This is a genomic window from Niabella ginsenosidivorans (assembly GCF_001654455.1).
GTDB lineage: Bacteria > Bacteroidota > Bacteroidia > Chitinophagales > Chitinophagaceae > Niabella > Niabella ginsenosidivorans.
The window spans coordinates 3,149,876-3,171,091 of sequence record NZ_CP015772.1 but is presented as its reverse complement, the minus strand read 5'-3'; the positions used below and the strand labels follow the sequence as shown (position 1 = coordinate 3,171,091).

Annotated in this window: 17 protein-coding genes, 1 tRNA gene and 1 pseudogene; 11 read left to right on the top strand and 8 right to left on the bottom strand. The window is 43.8% G+C overall.

Annotated elements, in window-relative coordinates; translation table 11 throughout:
* Positions 1–18: 18 nt before the first annotated feature.
* The 3 genes and pseudogenes from A8C56_RS24120 to A8C56_RS13185 all read right to left on the bottom strand — a co-directional run.
* Positions 19–267, bottom strand: a pseudogene (locus tag A8C56_RS24120) (SRPBCC family protein); the annotation flags it as partial.
* Positions 268–491: 224 nt separating this feature from the next.
* The gene (locus tag A8C56_RS13190; RefSeq protein ID WP_067756818.1) at positions 492–1,418 is read right to left on the bottom strand and encodes a helix-turn-helix domain-containing protein; all 927 of its coding nucleotides are present in this window, start codon (positions 1,416–1,418) and stop codon (positions 492–494) included.
* A 9-nt stretch (positions 1,419–1,427) separates the two neighbouring features.
* The gene (locus A8C56_RS13185) at positions 1,428–2,321 is read right to left on the bottom strand and encodes an SDR family oxidoreductase (RefSeq protein ID WP_067756814.1); all 894 of its coding nucleotides are present in this window, start codon (positions 2,319–2,321) and stop codon (positions 1,428–1,430) included.
* Between the two features lie 503 nt (positions 2,322–2,824).
* Here A8C56_RS13185 and A8C56_RS25505 point away from each other — a divergent pair.
* A complete protein-coding gene (locus A8C56_RS25505) occupies positions 2,825–2,998 on the top strand; it encodes a JAB domain-containing protein (protein ID WP_084490427.1) in 174 nt (57 codons plus the stop codon).
* Positions 2,999–3,326: 328 nt separating this feature from the next.
* Here the strand turns inward: A8C56_RS25505 and A8C56_RS13180 are convergent.
* A tRNA-Arg gene (locus A8C56_RS13180) sits at positions 3,327–3,400 on the bottom strand.
* Positions 3,401–3,516: 116 nt separating this feature from the next.
* On the opposite strand from A8C56_RS13180, the gene A8C56_RS13175 reads away from it, so the two are divergent.
* Together A8C56_RS13175 and A8C56_RS13170 are read left to right on the top strand one after the other, a co-directional pair.
* A complete protein-coding gene (locus A8C56_RS13175) occupies positions 3,517–3,990 on the top strand; it encodes a 23S rRNA (pseudouridine(1915)-N(3))-methyltransferase RlmH (RefSeq protein ID WP_067761997.1) in 474 nt (157 codons plus the stop codon).
* A gap of 76 nt (positions 3,991–4,066) precedes the next feature.
* Entirely contained in the window at positions 4,067–4,705 is a 639-nt protein-coding gene (locus A8C56_RS13170; protein ID WP_067756811.1) for a rhomboid family intramembrane serine protease, read from the top strand.
* A gap of 18 nt (positions 4,706–4,723) precedes the next feature.
* Here the strand turns inward: A8C56_RS13170 and A8C56_RS13165 are convergent, their stop codons facing one another.
* Together A8C56_RS13165 and A8C56_RS13160 are read right to left on the bottom strand one after the other, a co-directional pair.
* Positions 4,724–6,637 carry an Nramp family divalent metal transporter gene (locus tag A8C56_RS13165; RefSeq protein ID WP_067756809.1) on the bottom strand — a complete coding sequence of 638 codons (1,914 nt, stop codon included), beginning with the start codon at positions 6,635–6,637 and terminating at the stop codon, positions 4,724–4,726.
* Positions 6,630–7,298: a metal-dependent transcriptional regulator gene (locus A8C56_RS13160; protein WP_067756806.1), complete on the bottom strand. Its 669-nt coding sequence runs from the start codon at positions 7,296–7,298 to the stop codon at positions 6,630–6,632. The genes A8C56_RS13165 and A8C56_RS13160 overlap by 8 nt, the downstream gene beginning before the upstream one ends.
* 107 nt (positions 7,299–7,405) lie before the next feature.
* Here A8C56_RS13160 and A8C56_RS13155 point away from each other — a divergent pair, with 107 nt between their 5' ends.
* Positions 7,406–8,365, top strand: a complete 960-nt coding sequence (locus A8C56_RS13155) for a hypothetical protein (RefSeq protein WP_067756804.1) — start codon at positions 7,406–7,408, stop codon at positions 8,363–8,365.
* Between the two features lie 263 nt (positions 8,366–8,628).
* On the opposite strand, the gene A8C56_RS13150 is transcribed toward A8C56_RS13155, so the two are convergent.
* Together A8C56_RS13150 and mqnE are read right to left on the bottom strand one after the other, a co-directional pair.
* On the bottom strand, positions 8,629–9,063 hold the full coding sequence (locus tag A8C56_RS13150; protein ID WP_067756801.1) for a CBS domain-containing protein: 435 nt from the start codon (positions 9,061–9,063) through the stop codon (positions 8,629–8,631).
* A 132-nt stretch (positions 9,064–9,195) separates the two neighbouring features.
* The gene (mqnE, locus tag A8C56_RS13145) at positions 9,196–10,341 is read right to left on the bottom strand and encodes an aminofutalosine synthase MqnE (protein WP_067761996.1); all 1,146 of its coding nucleotides are present in this window, start codon (positions 10,339–10,341) and stop codon (positions 9,196–9,198) included.
* A gap of 379 nt (positions 10,342–10,720) precedes the next feature.
* Here mqnE and A8C56_RS13140 point away from each other — a divergent pair, with 379 nt between their 5' ends.
* The 7 genes from A8C56_RS13140 to A8C56_RS13105 all read left to right on the top strand — a co-directional run bounded on the left by A8C56_RS13140 (position 10,721) and on the right by A8C56_RS13105 (position 21,192).
* Positions 10,721–11,950 (top strand): nucleoside permease, encoded by a 1,230-nt coding sequence (locus tag A8C56_RS13140; RefSeq protein WP_317041069.1) that lies wholly within the window; start codon positions 10,721–10,723, stop codon positions 11,948–11,950.
* A gap of 141 nt (positions 11,951–12,091) precedes the next feature.
* Complete coding sequence (gene trxA / locus A8C56_RS13135; protein ID WP_067756795.1) at positions 12,092–12,412, top strand: thioredoxin; 321 nt, start codon at positions 12,092–12,094, stop codon at positions 12,410–12,412.
* A 146-nt stretch (positions 12,413–12,558) separates the two neighbouring features.
* Entirely contained in the window at positions 12,559–13,632 is a 1,074-nt protein-coding gene (locus A8C56_RS13130) for a class I fructose-bisphosphate aldolase (RefSeq protein ID WP_067761995.1), read from the top strand.
* Between the two features lie 168 nt (positions 13,633–13,800).
* The gene (locus tag A8C56_RS13125; protein WP_067756792.1) at positions 13,801–14,415 is read left to right on the top strand and encodes an HAD family hydrolase; all 615 of its coding nucleotides are present in this window, start codon (positions 13,801–13,803) and stop codon (positions 14,413–14,415) included.
* Between the two features lie 266 nt (positions 14,416–14,681).
* Entirely contained in the window at positions 14,682–15,692 is a 1,011-nt protein-coding gene (locus A8C56_RS13115) for a LacI family DNA-binding transcriptional regulator (RefSeq protein WP_067756786.1), read from the top strand.
* A gap of 253 nt (positions 15,693–15,945) precedes the next feature.
* Positions 15,946–19,107, top strand: a complete 3,162-nt coding sequence (locus tag A8C56_RS13110) for a SusC/RagA family TonB-linked outer membrane protein (RefSeq protein WP_067756783.1) — start codon at positions 15,946–15,948, stop codon at positions 19,105–19,107.
* A gap of 18 nt (positions 19,108–19,125) precedes the next feature.
* Positions 19,126–21,192 (top strand): RagB/SusD family nutrient uptake outer membrane protein, encoded by a 2,067-nt coding sequence (locus tag A8C56_RS13105; protein WP_067756779.1) that lies wholly within the window; start codon positions 19,126–19,128, stop codon positions 21,190–21,192.
* Positions 21,193–21,216 lie beyond the last annotated feature (24 nt).

The following is a 21,216-nucleotide window of genomic DNA, read 5'->3' as shown; positions in this document are numbered from 1 at the left end:
TAGAGGCGCTCCGATTTCTTAGCCTTTTTCAAGAAGGTGCTTCAGGTTATGTCCGAGAAGAGTATCCCATCCCCATTCAAACCGCTCTCTTTTAAATTGCGGGTCATCGGGAAAACTTTCCAGGCCGGTTTGAGTAACCCTTAGCCGGGTTTTGTTTCCTTCCGCAAATAAATCAAATATAACTTCTGAACTTCCCGGATAGCCTTTATAAGCCCAGCTATGTGCTAACGTTCTGCCTGCTGCCACTTTGGTTACAACCCATTCTTTTTGATATTCGGAGCTATTATCGTCAAACTGAAATTTATATTCAACCGCAGGCTCAAATTTTCTTAGTTGAGGAAAATACTAGTTCTTCATTTTATCCTTATCAGTTAAAGCGCCCCAAACTTTCTCAATAGATACATTATAATAAAACTCTTTAATAAGCGGAATATCCATAACTTTTTATTATTGGTATAACATCGTAAAAATATCATTCACATTGCCAGGTGTCAATTAAATGATTGCCTGAACTCCAACGGCGAAAGACTGGTTTTTGTTTTAAATAATTTGCTGAACGATTGGGAATGTTCAAATCCTAATGCATAAGCAATTTCACTTACTGAAAGATTTGTGGTTGATAATTTTTCTTTTGCTTTTTCAATCAGCTTTTCGTGTATGTGCTGCTGTGTGCTTTGCCCGGTCAGCACTTTAAGTAAACTGCTTAAATACTTTGGTGAAACGTTTAATGTATCTGCAATGTATTGAACTGTGGGCAAACCTTTTGAAGTCAAATCATCGTTGTTGAAATAATCAGTCAATAAGTTTTCCAAACGTTCCAAAATCTGATGGCTGGCTTTTTCTCTTGTGATGAATTGACGGTTGTAAAACCTTTCAGAATAATTGAGTAATGCTTCAATATGCGAAATGATAATTTGTTTGCTGAATTTGTCAATGTTGGAATGATACTCTTGCCGGATATTCTCTATAATTCCGTTGAGTGTTTTTTCTTCTTTGTTTGACAGAAACAAGGCTTCATTCACGGAATAATCAAAAAACTCATATTGCCTGATGTTTTTCGCCAACGAAGTGTTCCAAAAGAAATCGGGGTGAATGAGCAACATCCAGCCCGAACGTTTTGTTGCTGAATGACTGTCAATTGTAATGCTGAAAACCTGGTTGGGCGCTATAAAAAACATTACACCCTCGTCAAAATCAAAATCGTATTCCTGCTGCCCATATTTGAATTTTCCGTCAATTCCCCGCTTAAGCGAAACCTGATAGAAATCAAAAATCCAACTCACTTCGTCAATATTTGCAGGCCGGTTAACAGAAGCATAATCAATCACGCTGATAAGCGGATGTTCTGGTTTAGGCAAACCTCTTAACCGGTGAAATTCGCTGATCGTTCTTATTCTTACTGGTTGCCGCTGCTCCATAACGTAAATTTAAAAATAATTCTGTTGCATATCTTCCAACAAACCGATGTGTTCAGGTTTCCAGCCTAATTGCTCTTGTGTTTTGAAACTTGTGGCAGGGCTATCCATTGTGATGAAATTACTCATCCATTCAAAATGTTTTGTAAGCGCTTCTCCCGACAAAGATGTAACGGGCAGGTTCAGCGTTTCGCCAATTAATGTTGCGATTGTTTTAAGTTTAATGCCTGTGTCGCCAACAACATTATACAATGCTCCTTTGATGCCTTTTTCTATTGCTGAACGGAAAGCCCTTGCAGCATCCAAACGATGCACGGCACACCACCGATTCGTTCCTTCGGAAGGATAAGCTGAAACGCCATTTTTGCGGGCAAGCGAAATAATGAACGGAATAAAACCATGGTCACCTTTGTCGTGAACAGACGGTGCTAAACGAATAACTGAAGCGTTAACGCCTTTTTCTGCCAAAGCCAAAGCGGTAGCTTCCGAAGTGCGTGGTGAATGTTGCGTGGTGCTTTCTTCTGTTGCAAATCCGTTGATGAGGGGCAAGCCCAGCATTCCTGAAGTTACTATTATTGGTTTGCCTGTGCCGATCAGCGTTTCGCCCATTGCATTGATGGCATTTTTGTCCATTTCCGCAGCTTTCATAAATTGCGAAAAGTCGTTTGTTAGCATAAAGTCGTGAAAAAATGCCATGTGAATAATACCATCAGCGTTTAAAGCACCTTGTTTTAAAAGGTCCAAATCTTCAAGTTTTCCCAACAAAATTTCCGCACCTGCCTCGCTGACAATATTTGCAGATTTTTCTGAACGCGCTAAGCCAATTACCTGATGCCCTGCGCTGATTAACTCTCTGACTACTGCAGAGCCGACGAATCCTGAAGCCCCTGTTACAAATATTTTCATTTTAATTATTTTTTGTTGAAGCAAAGTTGCAACGAAGTCAAAAAACAGATGTAGCCAAAAGTCGGATTGTTGTAGTCAAAATGAAGTTTAGCGATTGAGTTTTTAAATTAAACGACTGCCTGAACGCCAAAGGAGAAAGATGGGTTTAGCTTTTGAATAACTTACTGAACGACTGAGCATGTACAAATCCTGATTCAGCTCTAAACGAGCTTCTATATATAATCACATTTTCTATTGTCTCACTAATCCTTTTCACAAAGCCCGGCAACGTATCTGTAACAGGCTTGCAATGGGTTAATTAATTTTTAACTTTCAAACGACTGAATTATGGAAAATGCCATAACATCTGCAGCCTGGTAAAATGTTGCTGAAATGGAGTTGATCTGCAAAGTAACAGTGAAAGCATCTGAACGTCTTAAAATCAGTTCATCCAAAGATGCAGCAAATCTGCTACAAACTATTTGGAGCCCGGATAACATCGCTTCCGGTGGTATTACTGTACTATTGCGGATCCGGAATTAGTATTTGCGGCTGCTTTAAAGGCAAATGCTGTAAGCATCATTATATCTCACAATCATCCAAGTTCAAATTTTACGCTGGGCACAGCCGGTCAGTATATCACGCAAAAAATAAAATCTGTGGCGAGTATTGGATATTACGTTGTTAGATCACCTTGATCGTTATCTAATGAGGTTTATTGCAGCTTCACTGATGAAGAGCTGCTATAAGCTCTTTTTTATTAATGATATCAAATTATCAAATATGACAGCTATTCTGCCTGAAATCTTTTTATGCATTTTGTTTGCAAATTTTCAAAATCGAGGTAGAAATAGCAAAATGGAGATATAAAAGCTTCTGTTTAAAATAATATTAATTCCTGATAAAAAGTTGATGAAACTTTTCAATCAAAATATCTTAATTAATTGAAAATAAATTATATGTAAAGCCTCAATTTGGATCATTTCTTGATAACAAAAAAGCCTCAACTTCCGTTGAGACTTTTTGTGACCCCGTCAGGATTCAAACCTGAAACCTTTTGATCCGTAGTCAAATGCTCTATTCAGTTGAGCTACGGGGCCGATTTATGGGGGGCAAAGATAGGTGTTTTTTTGGTTTTTACAAAACACCTGTAAAAAACCTGCTAATTCTTTTTCTGCAATGGGTTTGCAGCCATAGTTTTACAAAAAAACCACGCATGAAGATCGCATTCTGGGCGGTGGGCAAACACCATGAAGATTATGTAAAGAGTGGAGTAGAAGAATTTTCCGGCAGGATCGGGAATTATTTTAAGCTGGAATGGGAACTGATCCCTGTGCCTAAAGAAGCTGCGCAGCTGCAACCCAAAGAGCTTAAAAAGAAGGAGGCGGAGCTCATTCTTTCCAAAATTGCAAAAGAAGATTACCTGGTTGCCCTGGAAGAGCGGGGCCGGCAAATGACCTCAGAAGGACTGGCAGCTTTTTTACAGCACCGTGCCAATGCAGGCACCCGGAGGATCATTTTTTTAATTGGTGGTGCTTTTGGCCTGGATGAAACCGTTCACAGAAGGGCAAATACCTTATGGAGCTTATCGCAATTGGTATTTCCGCATCAGCTGGTAAGGCTCATCCTTGCAGAGCAGGTGTACCGTGCCTGCACTATCCTGAAAAATGAAAAATATCATCATTCTTAAATGATAAATAAGGAATAAAAAATAAGAAATGAGAAATTGAGAATGAGATATTGGGAATTGTAGCTATTTTTAGCCAATGGAAATAACCGTTACACTCATCATTACCATTATTACCGTAGCCGTTTCTTTATGGGGGTTCAGTAATGCCAAAGTTATTGACGAACTGATCTTTTTTGGGCCAGCTATTTCAAAAAGACATCAATACTACCGTTTTCTGACGCATGGCCTGATCCATGCCGACCTGATGCACCTGGCCTTTAACATGCTTGCTTTTTATTCGTTTGGCCGTCTCCTGGAATATTTTTTTTACAACCCTGTTATTTTTGGTGCTGAAGGCACGCTTTACTATATCATTCTTTATATCGGGGGATTGATCATATCAAGCATCCCGGATTATTTTAAGCATAAGGATGATTACCAGTTCCGCAGCCTGGGCGCTTCCGGTGCCGTATCTTCGGTCATCTTTGCCAGCATTATTCTGTATCCTACCATGCCCATCCGTTTTTTCTTTATTCCCGTAGATATTCCGGGATGGATCTTTGGCGGCATCTATTTATTGATCTCCGCTTACCTCGACCGGCAGGGTGGTGGCCGTATCAATCATGGTGCGCATTTGTGGGGTGCCGTGTTCGGGATCATATTTGTAGTCGTATTTGTGTCGCTTAAAGGACAGATCAATGTGTTTCAAAACTTCATCGGACAAATCAGGCGTTAAGCTGCAGAACCTGTGATCTTATTCTGACCTGCTTACAGGATGTTCATCGTTATTGATGATCAGGATCGGGATCTTTACATTATGCCGCACATTATTAATAGTGCTGCCATAAATAAAATCCTTAATGGCCTTGTGCCCGTGGGCGCCCATTACCAGCAGGCTGGCATTCAGGCGTTTTACAATTCCGGGTATTTCCCGCGAAGCGCTGCCATAGCCCAGCTCCCAAACCACCTTGAAACCGTGCTGTCTTATTTGTTTTGCATAATTATCAAGATAGATTTTGTCGGTTTTGGATTCCTGATCTTTTATTTCCTTGTTATTAAACCGCGCGGCCACACTTTCCACTATATGTATTAATACAAATTTTGTTGCGGGGGAGCCCTGTTTTAATGCCTGTGCAATTAAACGGCTGTCATTTTTCCCAAAATCCACTGCAATAGCTATTACGTCATGTGAGCGCAAACCATCTGAAAGATCAAGCTGTGCCGGCTCCGGGTGAACAGGAGAGGAGCTGGCCCGTTTGCTTCTTTTGCTGAAGGGATAATAAATGGTATAGCCCAGCAGCACAATGAGGCCTGCTGTACCTGTTATGACGATCAACTTCCAGAACAGGGAAACATCGGCTGTAAAGAAAGCGCTGATCTCGTCTGCTACCATTTTGCTGTTTAAATAGAGAAGGACAGCGGTTATCAGCCATGCCGCTACTTTGGTGGTGGTAGTAATGGCAAATTGCCCCATGGTTTTTTTATCGCTTACAAAATGGATCAGCGGAATAATGGCAAAGCCTAACTGCATGCTTAAAACTACCTGGCTTAAGATCAGGAGTTGATTGATTTCGCCCTCTCCGTAAAACGCAATGACCAGCACGGCCGGTATAATGGCGATCAGCCGTGTTAATAAGCGCCGCACTAACGGATTGATGCGCAGTTTGAGGTATCCTTCCATGATGATCTGTCCTGCCAGTGTTCCGGTTACGGTACTGCTTTGGCCTGCGGCGATCAGGGCTACTGCAAAAAGCTTGGATGTGATCTCGCTGCCCAGGCGGCCCGGCAACAATTCATAAGCCTGCTTTATTTCCGCCACATCCGTTCTTCCTGTTTTAAAGAATACGGTTGCTGCCAGAATGAGGATAGCGGCATTCACCAGGAAGGCCATGTTCAGCGCTACTGCGCTATCCCAGAAATTATATTTTAATGCCTTTTTTATTCCATCGCCGGTGTTTTTGAATTTGCGGGTCTGCACCAGCGCTGAGTGCAGGTAAAGATTGTGCGGCATTACCGTAGCGCCGATGATACCAATAGCAATATAAAGCGCTGCGTCGTTCTCCAGCCTGGGTACAAACCCGGTTGCCACTTCCTTTATATCGGGCCGGGCCACCATCAGCTGTATAAAAAAGGACATGGCAATGATAAAGATCAGGCCAATAACAAACGCTTCCAGCCTGCGCATCCCGAAGCGCTGTAAGAGCATCAGTAAAAAAGTGTCCAGAACAGTGATCAACACGCCATACATCAGCGGCAGGCCAAACAGCAATTGCAAACCAATTGCCATTCCCACTACTTCGGCCAGGTCCGTTGCGGCAATCGCTATTTCTGCAAGCAGGTATAAGATAAAATTGATCCCCCTGGGATAGGCTTCCCTGTTGGCCTGTGCAAGATCTTTATGCCGTACAATCCCAAGCCTTGAGGCCAGGCTTTGCAATAGCAGCGCCATCAGGTTGCTCATCAGCAACACCCACAACAGGCTGTACCCAAACCGGCTGCCGCCTGCCAGATCAGTAGCCCAGTTACCAGGGTCCATATAGCCCACGCTTACCAGATAGGCCGGCCCAAAAAAAGCCAGAATGCGCCTCCATTTAGGTTTGTGGGATGCTGTGGTATCTACCGATTCATGTACCTCGCTTAATGAAAGTTCAGAATGATGCTTACTCATAATCTTTTACTAAAATATTTTGGGATAATTCTTTTGAAATTTGGGTGATATGCTTATGTCCTGTTCTTATTTCAAGAGACTGGTCAAAGGGAAAACGTTTTTTTATTTCGAGTACGGTACCTATTTTAATATTTTTTTCATCCAGCATTTCCAGCACGGCGTTCGACTGAAGCCCTATCTGCGTTACAATACAGGGCGTATGTAAGGCTACGGTTGTAAGCATTTTGTTCTCCATTTTTATGATGTTGCCTTTTTCATCAGGAATGGGGTCACCATGAGGATCAAACCTTGGGAACCCCAGGAAAGCATCCAGCTTGTTGATCAGCTTTGTACTGCCTACATGCTCCAGCTCTTCGGCAATTGCGTGCACTTCATCCCAGTTAAAACCCAGTTTTTTGGAAAGAAAATATTCCCATAACCGGTGCCTGCGGATGATGGCCAGAGCCTGTTTCCTCCCGCTTTCAGTAAGGGTGCAGCCATAATAGGCCTTGTAGCTGACCAGTTTTTTTTGCTTTAGCTTTTTGAGCATATCTGTAACCGAAGCCGGGGCCGTGTTGAGCAGATCCGACAGGCCGGTGGTATTCACCGGCTGCTCATTTTGCTGTAAGTGATAAACGGCCTTTATATAATTCTCCTCGGCGGGGGATATTTTTAATTCCATCTAAACAAAAATTTAGGCTAATCTAAAATATTTTTCTATTCCGGTAAAATTTATTTTTCTTAATATCAGGCAGGATTTTATTTACTTTGTTCCATAATTAATCATGTATGAACAGACCTTTTTATTGCTTTCTGCTGATGCTCATCCTGTTGGCCACGGCGTGCGGGGGAAAGAAAAAAAAGAGCATGACCGGGGGAGATGAAGTAAATATGGATGAATTTATGGAGGTATACCCTAAACTGACGCTCCCGTTTACATATGGTGATTCTACTTTTTCGGAAAAGGAGAATGATTCTAACCTGATAGCGCCACAGGTTTTTCATCAGTTTGTTCCCGATTCACTGACTATTGCTGCTTTTGGCGCTAACGCCAGGCCGCGGTACTACCCGGTTGGGTCAATTGATGCGGGAAGCGGGGATTTTTATCTGCTTTCAAGAGGTATGACTCCTTCTCAAAAAATATTGCTGATCACAGCGTACGATAAAAAAAAGAAGTTTATTGCAGGGCTGCCGGTGATAAAGCTTTCCAGGGGCACAGATAAGACTGTATCTGTAACTATTGACCCAAGGCTCAACATCAACAAAAATGCGACCCAGAAACTGGCAAACGGAATTGAGATTACGGGGAATGATGTGTTTGTGCTGAATAAAGCTGCCGGAAAATTTATGCTGATCATGACGGATAGTTTGGGCGATGGCACTACGGAACTGGTTAACCCGATTGATACATTACCCCGGAAGGAGAAATATTCAGGCGATTACGGGAAAGGAAAAACAGAACTGATCTCCATACGGGATGGGCAGCGGGAAGGTCGCTTTCGTTTTTTTATCCACCTGGAAGATAGAGACAAACAATGCATGGGAGAACTGAAAGGGGAAGCTGTTTTTAATGCTCCGGCTACAGCGGTCTACCGCCAGGGAGGTGACCCCTGCGTGCTCAGATTTGTTTTTGAAAAGAACAGCATTACCCTTCAGGAAGTAGAAGGTTGTGGTTCAAGGCTGGGAGCGCTGCAATGCTCTTTTAACGGAACCTACCCCCGCAAAAAAGAAAAGAAAAAAGAACCATAAAAGAGATTTTCAAAAGCCATAAAAAAGCAGCCAGATCAAAAGGCCGGATGGCTGATCTGCAGCCGGCTTCGCTTCTTTGACGCAACAACTGTTTTTATCAAATCAAAAGAGCCTCGTAAACCCCGGAGCTTTGGAAGCGGTGCAGTAGTAACTGCACCGCCATCAGGCTGCGCACATTGCTTTCATCTGTTTTAAACAATAAAAGTGGCTGTATGTTGACAGGAGAACCTTTTGTTAACCGGCGTCAGCAATTGAGGCCGGTGCTACCCGTTGCCGTGTATATAATCCTGTAAATGGTCAATGGTTTCCTTTTGCTGCAGGATGGTTTCCTTCACTACATCGCTGATGGATATGACGCCGGCCAGTTGATTATTGCTGAATACGGGCAAATAGCGGATGTTCTTATCGCTCATGAGCTCCATGCAATGCTCCACGGAATCTTCAGGAGCGATCCTGGGCAGGTCGGTAGACATGATTTCAGCCACTGTTGTATCTGAGGAATGCTTTCCTTTTAAGATCACTTTCCGGGAATAATCACGTTCCGTTATGATCCCCAGGTACTCGTCCCCGTTTTTTACAATAAGGGAGCCTATATTCTTTTCAGCCATCAGTTCCAGCGCCTGGTATACAGTAGTGGAAGGGGGAATGCTGATGGCAGCATGGCCTTTACGGGAAAGAATGTTAGATACTTTTGACATGACAGCAATATTTTTACCAGCAATTTATTTAAAAAACCGTAAAAATCCTAATCAGCCGGGGATCGGTCTGAGGTTTCTGATCGTTCAGATCTTAATTTCCTGTCTGATAACTGAATGCTGCTCTCTTATTGATTAACTATATTCCGGCTCCGCTTCACTATAATCTTTAATGATATTGTACAGAGTGCCTCTTTCTACCGGCCGGCGCTTAGCCTGTTTGATCAGCACAACCAGGTCCTCCGTTGTCATGGAAGGGGTTTGCTCTTCTGCTCCCGCCATAGAATAGATCTTTGTGGTATCATCAATAGTGCCGTCCAGGTCATTTACACCAAAGGATAGCGCCAGCTGGGCATTCTGCCGGCCCAGCATGGGCCAGTAGGCCTTCAGGTGAGGGAAATTGTCCATATAGATGCGTGCAATGGCATAAAGGCGCATATCTTCAATTAAAGTAGATTCAGGCACATGGCTCATGTCATTGTCTTTATTACGGAATTTCAGCGGGATAAAGGTGTTAAAGCCCCCTGTTTTATCCTGCAATTCCCGTAACCGGCGCATATGATCCACCCGGTCTGCAAAGCTTTCAATATGTCCGTACAGCATGGTGGCATTCGTATGCATACCCAGGTTATGCGCGGTTTCATGAATCTTCAGCCAGCCATCGGCATCTACCTTATCCGGGCAGATCTGTTTGCGGATCTCCGGCGCAAAGATCTCGGCACCTCCGCCGGGCATACTTTCAAGGCCCGCATTTTTCAGGTATTGCATGCCTTCCTCAACCGTTTTTTTTGCCTTGCGGAACATATAGTCCAGCTCTACCGCGGTAAATCCTTTTATATGCAGATCGGGGCGGTGCGCTTTAATTTTTCTCAACAACTCCGCAAAAAATTCAAGGTTCATTTTCGGGTGCACACCGCCTACAATATGCACCTCGGTAACCGGCTCATTGTCGTATTTTTTTACAATATCCAGCATCTGTTCCAGGCCCAGTTCCCAGGCTTCATCCCGGTGCGCGTATACGCGGCTGTAGCTGCAAAAGTTACAGGTATAGATACAGGCATTGGTAGGCTCAATGTGGAAGTTGCGGTTAAAATAGGTAATATCGCCATGCAGTTTTTCACGTACATAATTGGCAAGAGCGCCTGTAAAACCAAGGCTGCCCTTTTCAAACAGGATCAAACATTCATCATCAGTAATACGCCCGCCTGCGTACACTTTTTTTGCTATATGTTTAAGATCAGGATCTTTTGGAAGAATTGCTTCATTCATCACGATTGCCATAGTATGAAATTTCAGCAAAGGTAATAAGTATTGAAAAAACGAGCCGGATTATGGGGGAACAGTAAGTAGTAAATGGGAGTAAGGAGTGGGGGGAATACGGGAATCTGAAAACTGATCCTGATAGATCGGACTGAAAACTGAGGACATGGGCAGTGGCAGGCAGCAAGCAGGGCGCAGGAGTTAAATTGTGGACGGTCCGTGGTTCATCTCAGGATCCTCGATGCCTGATCCGGACACTGATGACTGAGTTCTGAACACTGAAATCTCAATTCTCATATCTCAAATCTCAACAAAATTCTCACATTTTGAAATACATATAACGGAAACCCATAATTTTATCTCTTAAAAGCATCCATTGCCCATGAGTTTAAAATTCAGATTGACGATAATTAATTTTTTGCAGTTTTTTATCTGGGGAGCTTATTTAACTTCTATAGGAGGGTATATGTATGCAACGCTTCATTTCAAGGGTGAGGAAATAGGTGCCATTTTTTTAACACTGGGAATCGCTTCTGTATTTATGCCGCCGATCCTCGGAATTATCAGCGATCGCTGGGTGAATGCTGAACGACTGCTGGGTATAACGCATATTATTGGTGCTGCTGCTTTATATTATGCTTCTACTATAGATACGCCCTCCAGGATGTTTTGGGCTATGCTGCTGGTATGTGCCACCTATATGCCTACGATATCTTTAAATAATACAGTTTCTTACCATATTTTAAAGAATAACGGATTGGAGCCGCAAAAATACTTTCCTCCCATACGGGTATGGGGTACAATAGGTTTTATCGCTGCTATGTGGCTCACGGATTTGTTCCATTGGACGCTTACTGCTACGCAGCTTGTTTTTGCAGCCGTAAGCGCACTGGTTACCGGGCTTTATTGTTTTACCTTACCTCCTTGCAAACCGGATAATAAGGGCGCGCAAACCCTTGCACAGGCTTTTGGAATCGAAGCTTTAAAATTGTTTAAGATTCCCAAAATGGCCATCTTTTTTATATTTTCACTGTTTCTGGGCGCTGCGTTACAGATTACAAACCAATGGGGAGTGCCGTTTATTGATCATTTTAAGTTTGATCCGGCCTTTGCCAATACCGCAGGTGTTAAATATCCTAATATTCTTATATCAATATCTCAGATCTCCGAAACGGTTTTTATTGTTACCATACCCTTTTTTCTCCGGAAATACGGGATTAAAACTGTTATGCTGATGAGCATGTTTGCGTGGTTTTTACGTTTTGGATTATTCGGGATTGGTGATCCCGGAGGTGGTTTGTTTTTTTTAATACTCTCTATGATTGTATACGGTATGGCTTTTGACTTTTTCAATATATCAGGTTCGCTCTTTATTGAAAGGGAAGCGCCTGCCATGATCCGTGGTAGCGCGCAAGGGCTGTTTATGATGATGACAAATGGCATCGGCGCTATGATCGGAAGTTTTGGCAGCGGGTGGCTCATACAGCATTATACAGAAGATAATGGTACTAACTGGAAGGCTGTATGGTTTATTTTTGCGGCCTACGCTTTCATTATTGGTATTATATTTATGCTGGTATTCAGGTACAGGCATACTCCGGATAGTATACAGCAACCAGCGGTTCATTAACGCCTGTTAGCGGTTGTTTGTCAGGCATTGTACAGGGTATTGACATTTTCTTCACAACTTTTTGCCAATATTGCCTGTTATTGAATTGGGAACTAAATTTGTTGTTGGGTTTCCAACTCTTAATTAATTAAAATAGTAGCAATGGCAAAAGAATTTAATGATTCCAATTTTCAAACAGAGGTTTTAGACTCTGATAAGCTGACCGTAGTTGACTTCTGGGCGGAGTGGTGTGGTCCCTGCCGTGCCATCGGTCCGGTTATTGAGGAGCTTTCAAAAGAATATGAAGGAAAAGTGAATATAGGTAAAGTGAACGTAGATGTGAATCCTCAGGTTTCTATGAACTATGGTATTACTTCCATTCCCGCCATCCTTTTTATAAAAGGCGGCCAGGTGGTAGATAAGCTGGTAGGAGCTCAGCCCAAGGGCAACTTTGTAAAGAAAATTGAATCGCATTTAAACTAAATAAAGGACTCCTTTTAGGCAGCCCTGCTTTGGTAATTACCGGGCGGGGCTTTTTGTATGCAACCCGGTAACCCTGGCAAACCATAAGCTATGCCCCATTGACTATAAGCTAATTCACCTTACATTTGGGTAATAAAAAAAGCGTTATGAATTATAGCCAGATCGTAAAATTGCTGGGTAAGGAAAACGAATCGCTTTTTACCCACACCTGCAAAACCGTTTCCAAAGACCAGTTACACCTCCCCAATCCTGCCTTTGTTGATGAAATATTTTTGCCTTCCAACAGGAACGGGCAAACACTAAGAAGCCTGCAGCAGATCTTTAATACAGGCCGGCTGGCAGGTACAGGGTATCTTTCTGTTCTCCCGGTTGACCAGGGCATAGAGCACAGTGCAGGCGCGTCCTTTGCCGCCAACCCGGAATACTTCGATCCCGAAAATATTATTCGGTTGGCCATAGAAGGGGGCTGTAATGCTGTTGCCAGCACTTTCGGAGTGCTGGGCGCCGTGTCGCGCAAGTATGCGCATAAGATTCCTTTTCTTGTAAAGATCAACCATAATGAGCTGCTTACATATCCCAATAAATTTGACCAGGTATTGTTCGGCAGGGTAGAAGACGCCTGGAATATGGGCGCTGCTGCAGTAGGAGCTACCGTATATTTTGGTTCTGAGGAAAGCACCCGGCAGCTTACAGAAATTGCCCGTGCATTTGATCGTGCGCATGAGTTGGGGATGGCTACTGTGCTGTGGTGTTACTTAAGGAACAGCGCCTTTAAAAAAGAGGGGAAAGATTATCATGTATCAGCCGATCTGACCGGTCAGGCAATCCATTTGGGCGTAACAATACAGGCAGATATTGTAAAGCAGAAATTACCGGAAAATAACGGAGGGTACCTTGCGCTGAATGCGGATGGGGTTTCTTACGGAAAATTTGACAAAAGGATGTACAGCCAGCTGGCATCAGATCATCCTGTTGACCTTTGCCGCTACCAGGTGATCAACAGCTATATGGGCCGTGCCGGTTTGATCAATTCGGGCGGCGCCTCTGAGGGAAAGAAAGACCTGATGGAAGCGGTACGCACTGCTGTGATCAATAAACGGGCAGGCGGCATGGGCATGATCTCCGGCAGGAAAGCATTTCAGAAATCAAGAAAAGAAGGGATTGCATTACTGAATGCCATACAGGATGTTTATTTAGAAAAGAAAATCACCATTGCGTAATGGTGTATGAGGGTATAGTCAATGGTCAATAGTTCGTGGTTCATAGTTTATGGTTCATGAAGTGGCGAGTGAAAGTACGGGCTCTGATACAAGCTACTGCCTGCTGAAAACAGAAAACTAATAACTGATCCCGATAGCTATCGGGACTGATAACTCAAATCTCAATTCATGTCTCAAAAAATTACAGCCATCTTTACAGATATCGGAGGTGTGTTATTAACCAATGGCTGGGACCGTAAGGCCCGCGCTGAGGCCGTTGAAAAATTTAAGCTGAACGCAGCTGAGCTGGAAGACAGGCACCATCTGACCTTTGATACTTATGAGTCCGGCAAATTATTGCTGGATGAGTACCTGGACCGTATTGTATTTTACGAACCAAGAAGCTTTTCCAAAGAAACATTTAAGCAGTTCATGTACAACTATTCCCAGCCTTATGAGGATATGATCCAACTGTTGAAAAAGCTTAAAGCGCAATACCAATTAAAGACCGTTGTGGTAAGCAATGAGGGGCGGGAGCTGAACCGGTACCGGATCGAGACCTTTCAGCTCACCGGCTTTATCGATTTTTTTGTATCCTCCAGCTTTGTTCATCTAAGGAAACCGGATGTGGATATTTTTAAAGTAGCCCTGGATATGGCACAGGTACCCCTTGAGCAGATACTTTATATTGACGACCGGCCATTATTTGTACAGGTAGCACAGGGGCTGGGGATCAAAGGCATCATTCACCGGAATTACGGGCAAACCAAACAGGAATTAGCGGCATACGGACTGGTTGTATAAATCAGCATCCGGCGGGCTCGCTGTTGATGATTCCGGCCAGGTACGTCTGATGGCGCAGGCAAAAAGCAGTTTTCAACAGAATTACCCCCGCTGGGCGGGAGCTTATGCCCCCTATTATATCACTGGCTCAGACATTTTAATGCATAAACAGCCTGCTTATTGGCAGTCTGTTGAAAGCCCCTGATAAAAATATTTTGCGCAGAGGAGCGTTATATGCATGAAATATCATTCATACTCTTTATTTTAGCAAAGCCTTTTTACTTTTTGTGAAGCATTTATCCATAAAAGATATTGCCAGGATTGCAGGGGTAGCTCCTTCTACTGTTTCTTTTGTTGTTAACGGGAAGCATGAGCAAATGCGTTTGAGCGAAGACATGGTAAAGCATGTGCAGGCCGTTATACAGAAGACGGGCTACGTGCCTAACCGTGCAGCTGCAAGCCTGCGTACCGGCCGCACGCAGGTGATCGGATTGATTGTGGAGGATATTGCAAATGCATTTTTTGCATCACTTGCCAAATCAGTAGAGTTTGCAGCGGCCAGGGCCGGATACCGGGTGGTCTATGGAAGCACAGAGAACGACGATAAAAAAGGGAATGACCTGCTGCAGGTGCTTGCCAAACAGGTAGATGGTTTTTTGATTGTTCCCTCAACCGGCATGAAAAGCGGGATACTGAAACTGAAAAAGAACAGGAAGCCTTTAGTATTGCTGGACAGGTATTTTCCTGATGAAAATATTCCTTTTGTGCTGGTAGACAATTATGGCGGTATCACCAGGGCTACGCAATATTTATTAGATAAAGGCAAAAAGAATATTGCATTTGTTAATGTAGCATTGGATCAGATACAGATGCATGAACGGGAAAAAGCTTTTACAGACACTCTTCAGAAACAAAAGCTTTTCCGGAAGCGATTGCTGCTAACACTTCCCTATTACCAGGATAAAGACAAGTATATAAAAGATATAGCCCGGTTTTTTGAAAAATACCCGCAAATAGATGCTGTGGTCTTTTCTACCAACTACCTCGGAATGTTTGGTATTAAAGCACTTAAAGACCTGAACAGATCCATCCCTCAGCAGGTAGCTGTTCTGAGTTTTGACGACACTGATCTTTTCCGCTTTTCTTCCCCAGCTATTTCTGTAGTTAGTCAGCCGGTGCAGGAAATTGCAGATTGTGCCATGCAATTGCTTTTGGCTCAAATGGATAGTCGTCAGAAAATCAAACAGAAAACCGGGGTTTTTGTTGCCCCTGAGCTTATTATCAGAAATTCTGCGTAAAAAAATTTTGTTAATTAATTTTGACTGTTGTAATTTAGAATCACAAAAACGATTTTGCATATAAAACCCTGGATTGAATTGCTATTTTTGAATTTCGCTTGCTGATTTTTTATTTGATGTGGTAATAGGCGGTAGCTGGAAGTTGCTAATTGGTGCTTGTGTCGCAGGCATTCTGTAATAGCCCCGTATCGGTATTTTGCTCAATAATAAGAAGTAGTTGATATTCTTTAGTTAGTAAAATAATAGCCCTTTTATGAAATATATACTATTGCTGTTAATGGTTAATAGTTTTGCCATTTGCTGTAAAAATGTGTCTGCTCAGAACACAGATCAGCCCAAAAAAATAACCGGTGTTGTACAGGATGTAAAAAGCGCACCGCTATCCAACGTAAGCGTTCAGATAAAAGGAGGTACCACAGGTACCATTACGGATGAAAACGGGGCGTTCAGCCTTACTGTATCAGGAAGCAATGTGGTGCTTGTTTTTTCGGCGATCGGGTACGCAACCAAAGAAGCGGCGGTTGGGAATCAATTCCATCTTACGGTAACCCTGGAGCAGGAAGAAGCAAATGCCATGGATGAAATTGTGGTGGTAGGGTATGGTACACAAAAGAAAACAACACTGACAGGTGCGGTATCCTCCATTACTTCCAAAGAAATCATTACAACAAAGAATGAAAACCCGCAGAACATGCTTACCGGTAAGATAGCAGGGGTAAGGGTGGTACAACGGTCGGCAGAACCCGGAGCATTCAATAATGCTTTTGATATAAGGGGGTTGGGTACACCGTTGGTAGTTATAGACGGTGTGCCAAGGACCGCAACCGATTTTCAAAGGCTGAATGCAAATGATATCGAAAATATATCTGTGCTGAAAGATGCTTCAGCCGCTATATACGGAGTGCGGGCTGCCAATGGGGTTGTTTTGGTAACTACAAAAAAAGGATCAAACAATAAGAGCACACTATCCTATGACGGTACCTACACCTGGCAGATCCCCTCAGGGTTACCTAAAACAGTAGATATTTATGAGTACATGACATTGCGGAACGAGGCAGCCCTGCACAATATTAATGGCGGAACGCCTGTTTTTGGTGATGACATTTTTGAAGAGTACAGAAATGGTACCAGAAAAAGCACTGACTGGTATCCGCTTGTATTTGCGAAGTTTGCCCCGCAAACGGAACATAACTTAAGCGCCACGGGGGGTAATGATAAAATTAAATATTATGTGGGCGGAGGGTATATGTACCAGGGCAGCTTTTTTCAGACAGACGATCTGAACTACACTAAATATAACCTGCGGACCAGTATTACAGCAAAGATTACCAATTACCTTACACTTGATGCGGGAGTGAACCTGGTAAGCGAAACCATTAACCGCCCCTATCAGGATGCGTGGTGGATCATCCGTTCTTTCTGGAGACAGGGACCGCAAATACCTGCCTATGCAAATAATGATCCAACAAAGCCCTACCAGGGCTTAATAGAGGGAGACAACCCCATTTCCTTCATGGATAAGGATATTGTCGGATTCAGGAAGATCGTTAACAATTGGGTACAACCCTCATTAAGTCTTCAATATGATATACCCGGTGTGAAGGGATTAAATATCAAAACGCTCTTCAGTTACGATTATAATAATTCCAATCGTACTATTTATCAAAGGCAATATGAGCAATACAGGTATGATGAAGCTAGCGATACCTATCAGTCATTTACAAGGCAATCTCCCAACCGCACCACACGGGAAGCGTTTTACCGCACCCAGATTCTTAGTCAGACCGCATTGAGTTACAGCAACCGGTTTGACCAGCACCAGGTAGACGGAACCCTGGTTTGGGAGGCGCAAAAAAAACAGGGCGATAACTTTATGGCGCAACGGGATCTTGCATTGCAGTTACCTTATCTTTTTGCCGGTGTTTCATCCAGCCAGATTGGTTATATGTATTTAGGGACTCATGATGATATTCAGGACTTTTATAACAATGCCAATATGGGCCTTGCCGGGCGGTTTAATTACGGCTATGCAGGCAGGTACCTTGCTGAATTTTTATTCCGCTATGACGGATCATCAAAATTTGCAAAAGGATATCAATGGGGGTTCTTTCCCGGAGCTTCGGTAGGATGGCGGCTTTCCGAGGAAAAATTCATTAAGAACAATTCAGCGCTTTCATTTATAGATCAGTTAAAGCTGAGAGCCTCCTATGGTGTTACAGGAGATGATAATGCATCAAACTATCAATGGTTTCCCGGATACCTGTATCCTTCCGCCACAGACTCAAGGAACTTTACCGGCGGGTATGTTTTTGATGGCAATTTTGTGGCCAGTGCTAATAATGTAGGAATAGTAAACCCCTATATTACCTGGTTTACGGCAAAAACATTTGATGTTGGGGTAGACTTTACCGGCTGGAAAGGCTTATTAGGCTTTACCGTAGATTATTTTAACCGGAGAAGAGAAGGGTTGCTGGCACAGCGCAACGGTGGCATACCAACTGTTGTTGGCGCAGGACTACCCCAGGAAAATTTAAACAGCGACCAGGCATCCGGATTTGATCTTGAAATCACTCACAGGAACACAATCGGTGAACTGTCTTATGGCTTAAAGGGAATTCTTTCCTATACCCGTATTAAAACGCTGTATGTTGAGAGCGGTGCTTTTGGCAACTCTTATCTCAACTGGAGAAATAACCAGAATGACCGGTACCAGGGCACGTGGTGGGGATTGCAGGGCAATGGCCAGTATGCATCCTGGGACGATATTTACAATAGCCCTGTATATACAGGGAGGGCAACCCTGCCCGGCGATTATAAATATGAAGACTGGAACGGCGATGGCGAAATTAATGACCAGGATGTACATCCGCTCCAGTACGGCCCTACCAACTGGATGAACATGGGCTATATACCCTTAATGAACTTCAGTCTGATCGGGGACCTGGCATACAAAGGGTTCGATTTGAATTTTCTGCTTCAGGGGTCTGCATTAACTACATTTCAATACCTGGAGCAGCTCTATCAGCCGCTGTGGGGAAATAGTGAATCCGGAGCTATGGTTCAGTTCATGGATCGCTGGCATCCTGCAGATCCTGCGGCAGACCCCTATGATCCGGCAACCCAGTGGGTGCCCGGTCATTATGCCTATACCGGTTCGCTGCCGGATGTGAACTCCTCTTTTAACTCCGTTAACGGTGCCTATCTCCGTTTAAAAAGTATAGAGCTGGGGTATACCCTCCCGCTGCGAATGGTCAAAAGGATCGGTATCTCCAGGGCCAGGATCTATGCAAATGCATATAACCTGGTTACGTTTACAAAAGTAAAATATATAGATCCGGAACATCCCAATGATACCTGGGGCTACCTGTATCCGTTAAATAAAACGGTTTCTTTAGGAGTAAGCGTTACATTTTAAAACGAACAAAGAACGGTTATGAAAACGAAATCTATTTTTTTGATCATAGCAATGGCCGGCGTTGCCGTTTCATTCTTTTCCTGCAAAAAGTTTTTAGACATACCCCCTCAGAATATAGTGCAGGAGCAGGATCTGTTTGCCAACAACGATGCAATGAAGCTGTATATGTCCCGTATGTACAGCCAGATGCCCTTTGAAGATTTTAAATATTCTCCCGCCCGGCAGTTCTTTGACGACTGGCTGGTAACCCCGGGCACCAATGAAGGGTCTTCCTTAGGGCGTGATGCAGGCGAGGCCATGACTTCAGAGGGCTGGGCACGTAACGGGGCGTATTGGGGCCGTGCCTTTAATTTACTGAGAGATGCCAATACCCTGCTGGAAAACCTTCCCAACTATAAGGCGAATTTTAGCGACGCAGAATATAATGATTACATAGGAGAAGCCTATTTTGCACGGGCCATGGTCTTTTATGCCCTGGCAAAGCGGTATGGTGGGGTGCCCCTTGTAACCAGGGTACTGCAGTATCCTGAAAATGATGCTGCCGCATTGGAAGTGCCCCGGTCAACAGAAGAAGAAACCTGGAACCAGGTGCTTGCAGATTTTGACAAGGCAGTTGAGAACCTTCCTGAAACCAGCCCCGTTAAAGGCTATTCAAACAAGTATGTTGCGCTGGGCTTTAAATCCGAAGCCATGCTGTTTGCAGGCAGTGTGGCAAAATATAACAGAACTACCGGGTTCGGGCAAAAAACAAAAGTGCGCGTCATTGGTTTTGACCCGGGCACTGCAGCTGCTGCCTCAAAAAAATATTTTACAGAGGCATTTAAAGCCGCGGAGCAGATCATAGTTTCAGGCAAATATTCCCTCTATAAAAAGAATTGGGCGGCTAATAATAAAGAAGCGCAATACCAGAATATGGTAGATATGTTCTTTGACGCTTCAAGCCCTGAAAATATTTATACCAAGGACTATAGCTGGCCCGATCTGGCGCATGGGTATGATGCTTATAATATTCCCAGGCAGCTAATGGGGGGAAATGGTTACTCCGCAGGCAATTGTCCAACGCTCGATTTTGTGGAGTTATTTGATGGGATCGCTAAAAACCCCGATGGCACCATTAAAGTACTGGATGCAAATGGTAAGTATATCTTATTTGATAAGATCACAGACATCTTTGCAAATGCTGAACCGCGTTTAAGAGCCAATGTGATCCTGCCCGGGGATATTTTTAAAGGAGAAGTGATCGACATCCGCAGAGGTATTTTTACGGGAAGCGTAGCTGGCGGAATAGCCCCGCTGCGAACGGTAAACGGGGCTACCAACTATAGCATTGGCGGGCCACAAACCTATAACCAGGTAGATGCCTATACTGCAAAGGGAGCTTTTGCAGGAAAAAAATCCTTATTCCTTTCCCAGAATGGTACCACTCATGAAGTGGTGACCTTGCCGGATGGGACAAAAATGAACGGTGGTGGAAAAAGCGGCCCCTTTGGTACTTCTGATATGACTGCTGCCTTTACCGGGTTTACCGTACGCAAATGGCTCAATCCGGATCTGCCGCAGGAGCTTGTTCTGGAAGGCAGGTCTGAGCAGTCTTTTATACTGATGCGGTATGCGGAGGTATTACTAAATGCAGCAGAAGCCGCCTCCGAACTGTCGCTGGCAGGAGAGTCGTCGGTAGACGGGCACGATCTGTTACCGGTAGCCTATGAGGCTATAAGGGATATCCGGGAAAGGGCAGGCGCTGATCCGTTATCAGGGCCTGGTGATGTTGATGGCCAGAGCGGTTTAATGCTGATCCGCAAAGAGCGTCGTAAAGAATTAGCCTTTGAAAATAAGATCCTGTGGGACATTCGCCGGTGGCGTACACAGCATTCTGACAGGTTAAACGGTTTTACCCAGTCAGATGGAGCCTACTACAGGGGATTATACCCGTTTTATTCTTCCGTTGCCAATAAATATTTCTTTGATGCAGGCTTTGAAGAAGCCCGGAAAAGATTCCGCATAACAGAACAGGAATATTATTTTCTTATTCCGGGGGGGGAAGTGGCAAAAAGCCCTGTTATAGATCAGCAACCCGGACGGTAACTTATTATTAGCAATAAAGTATGA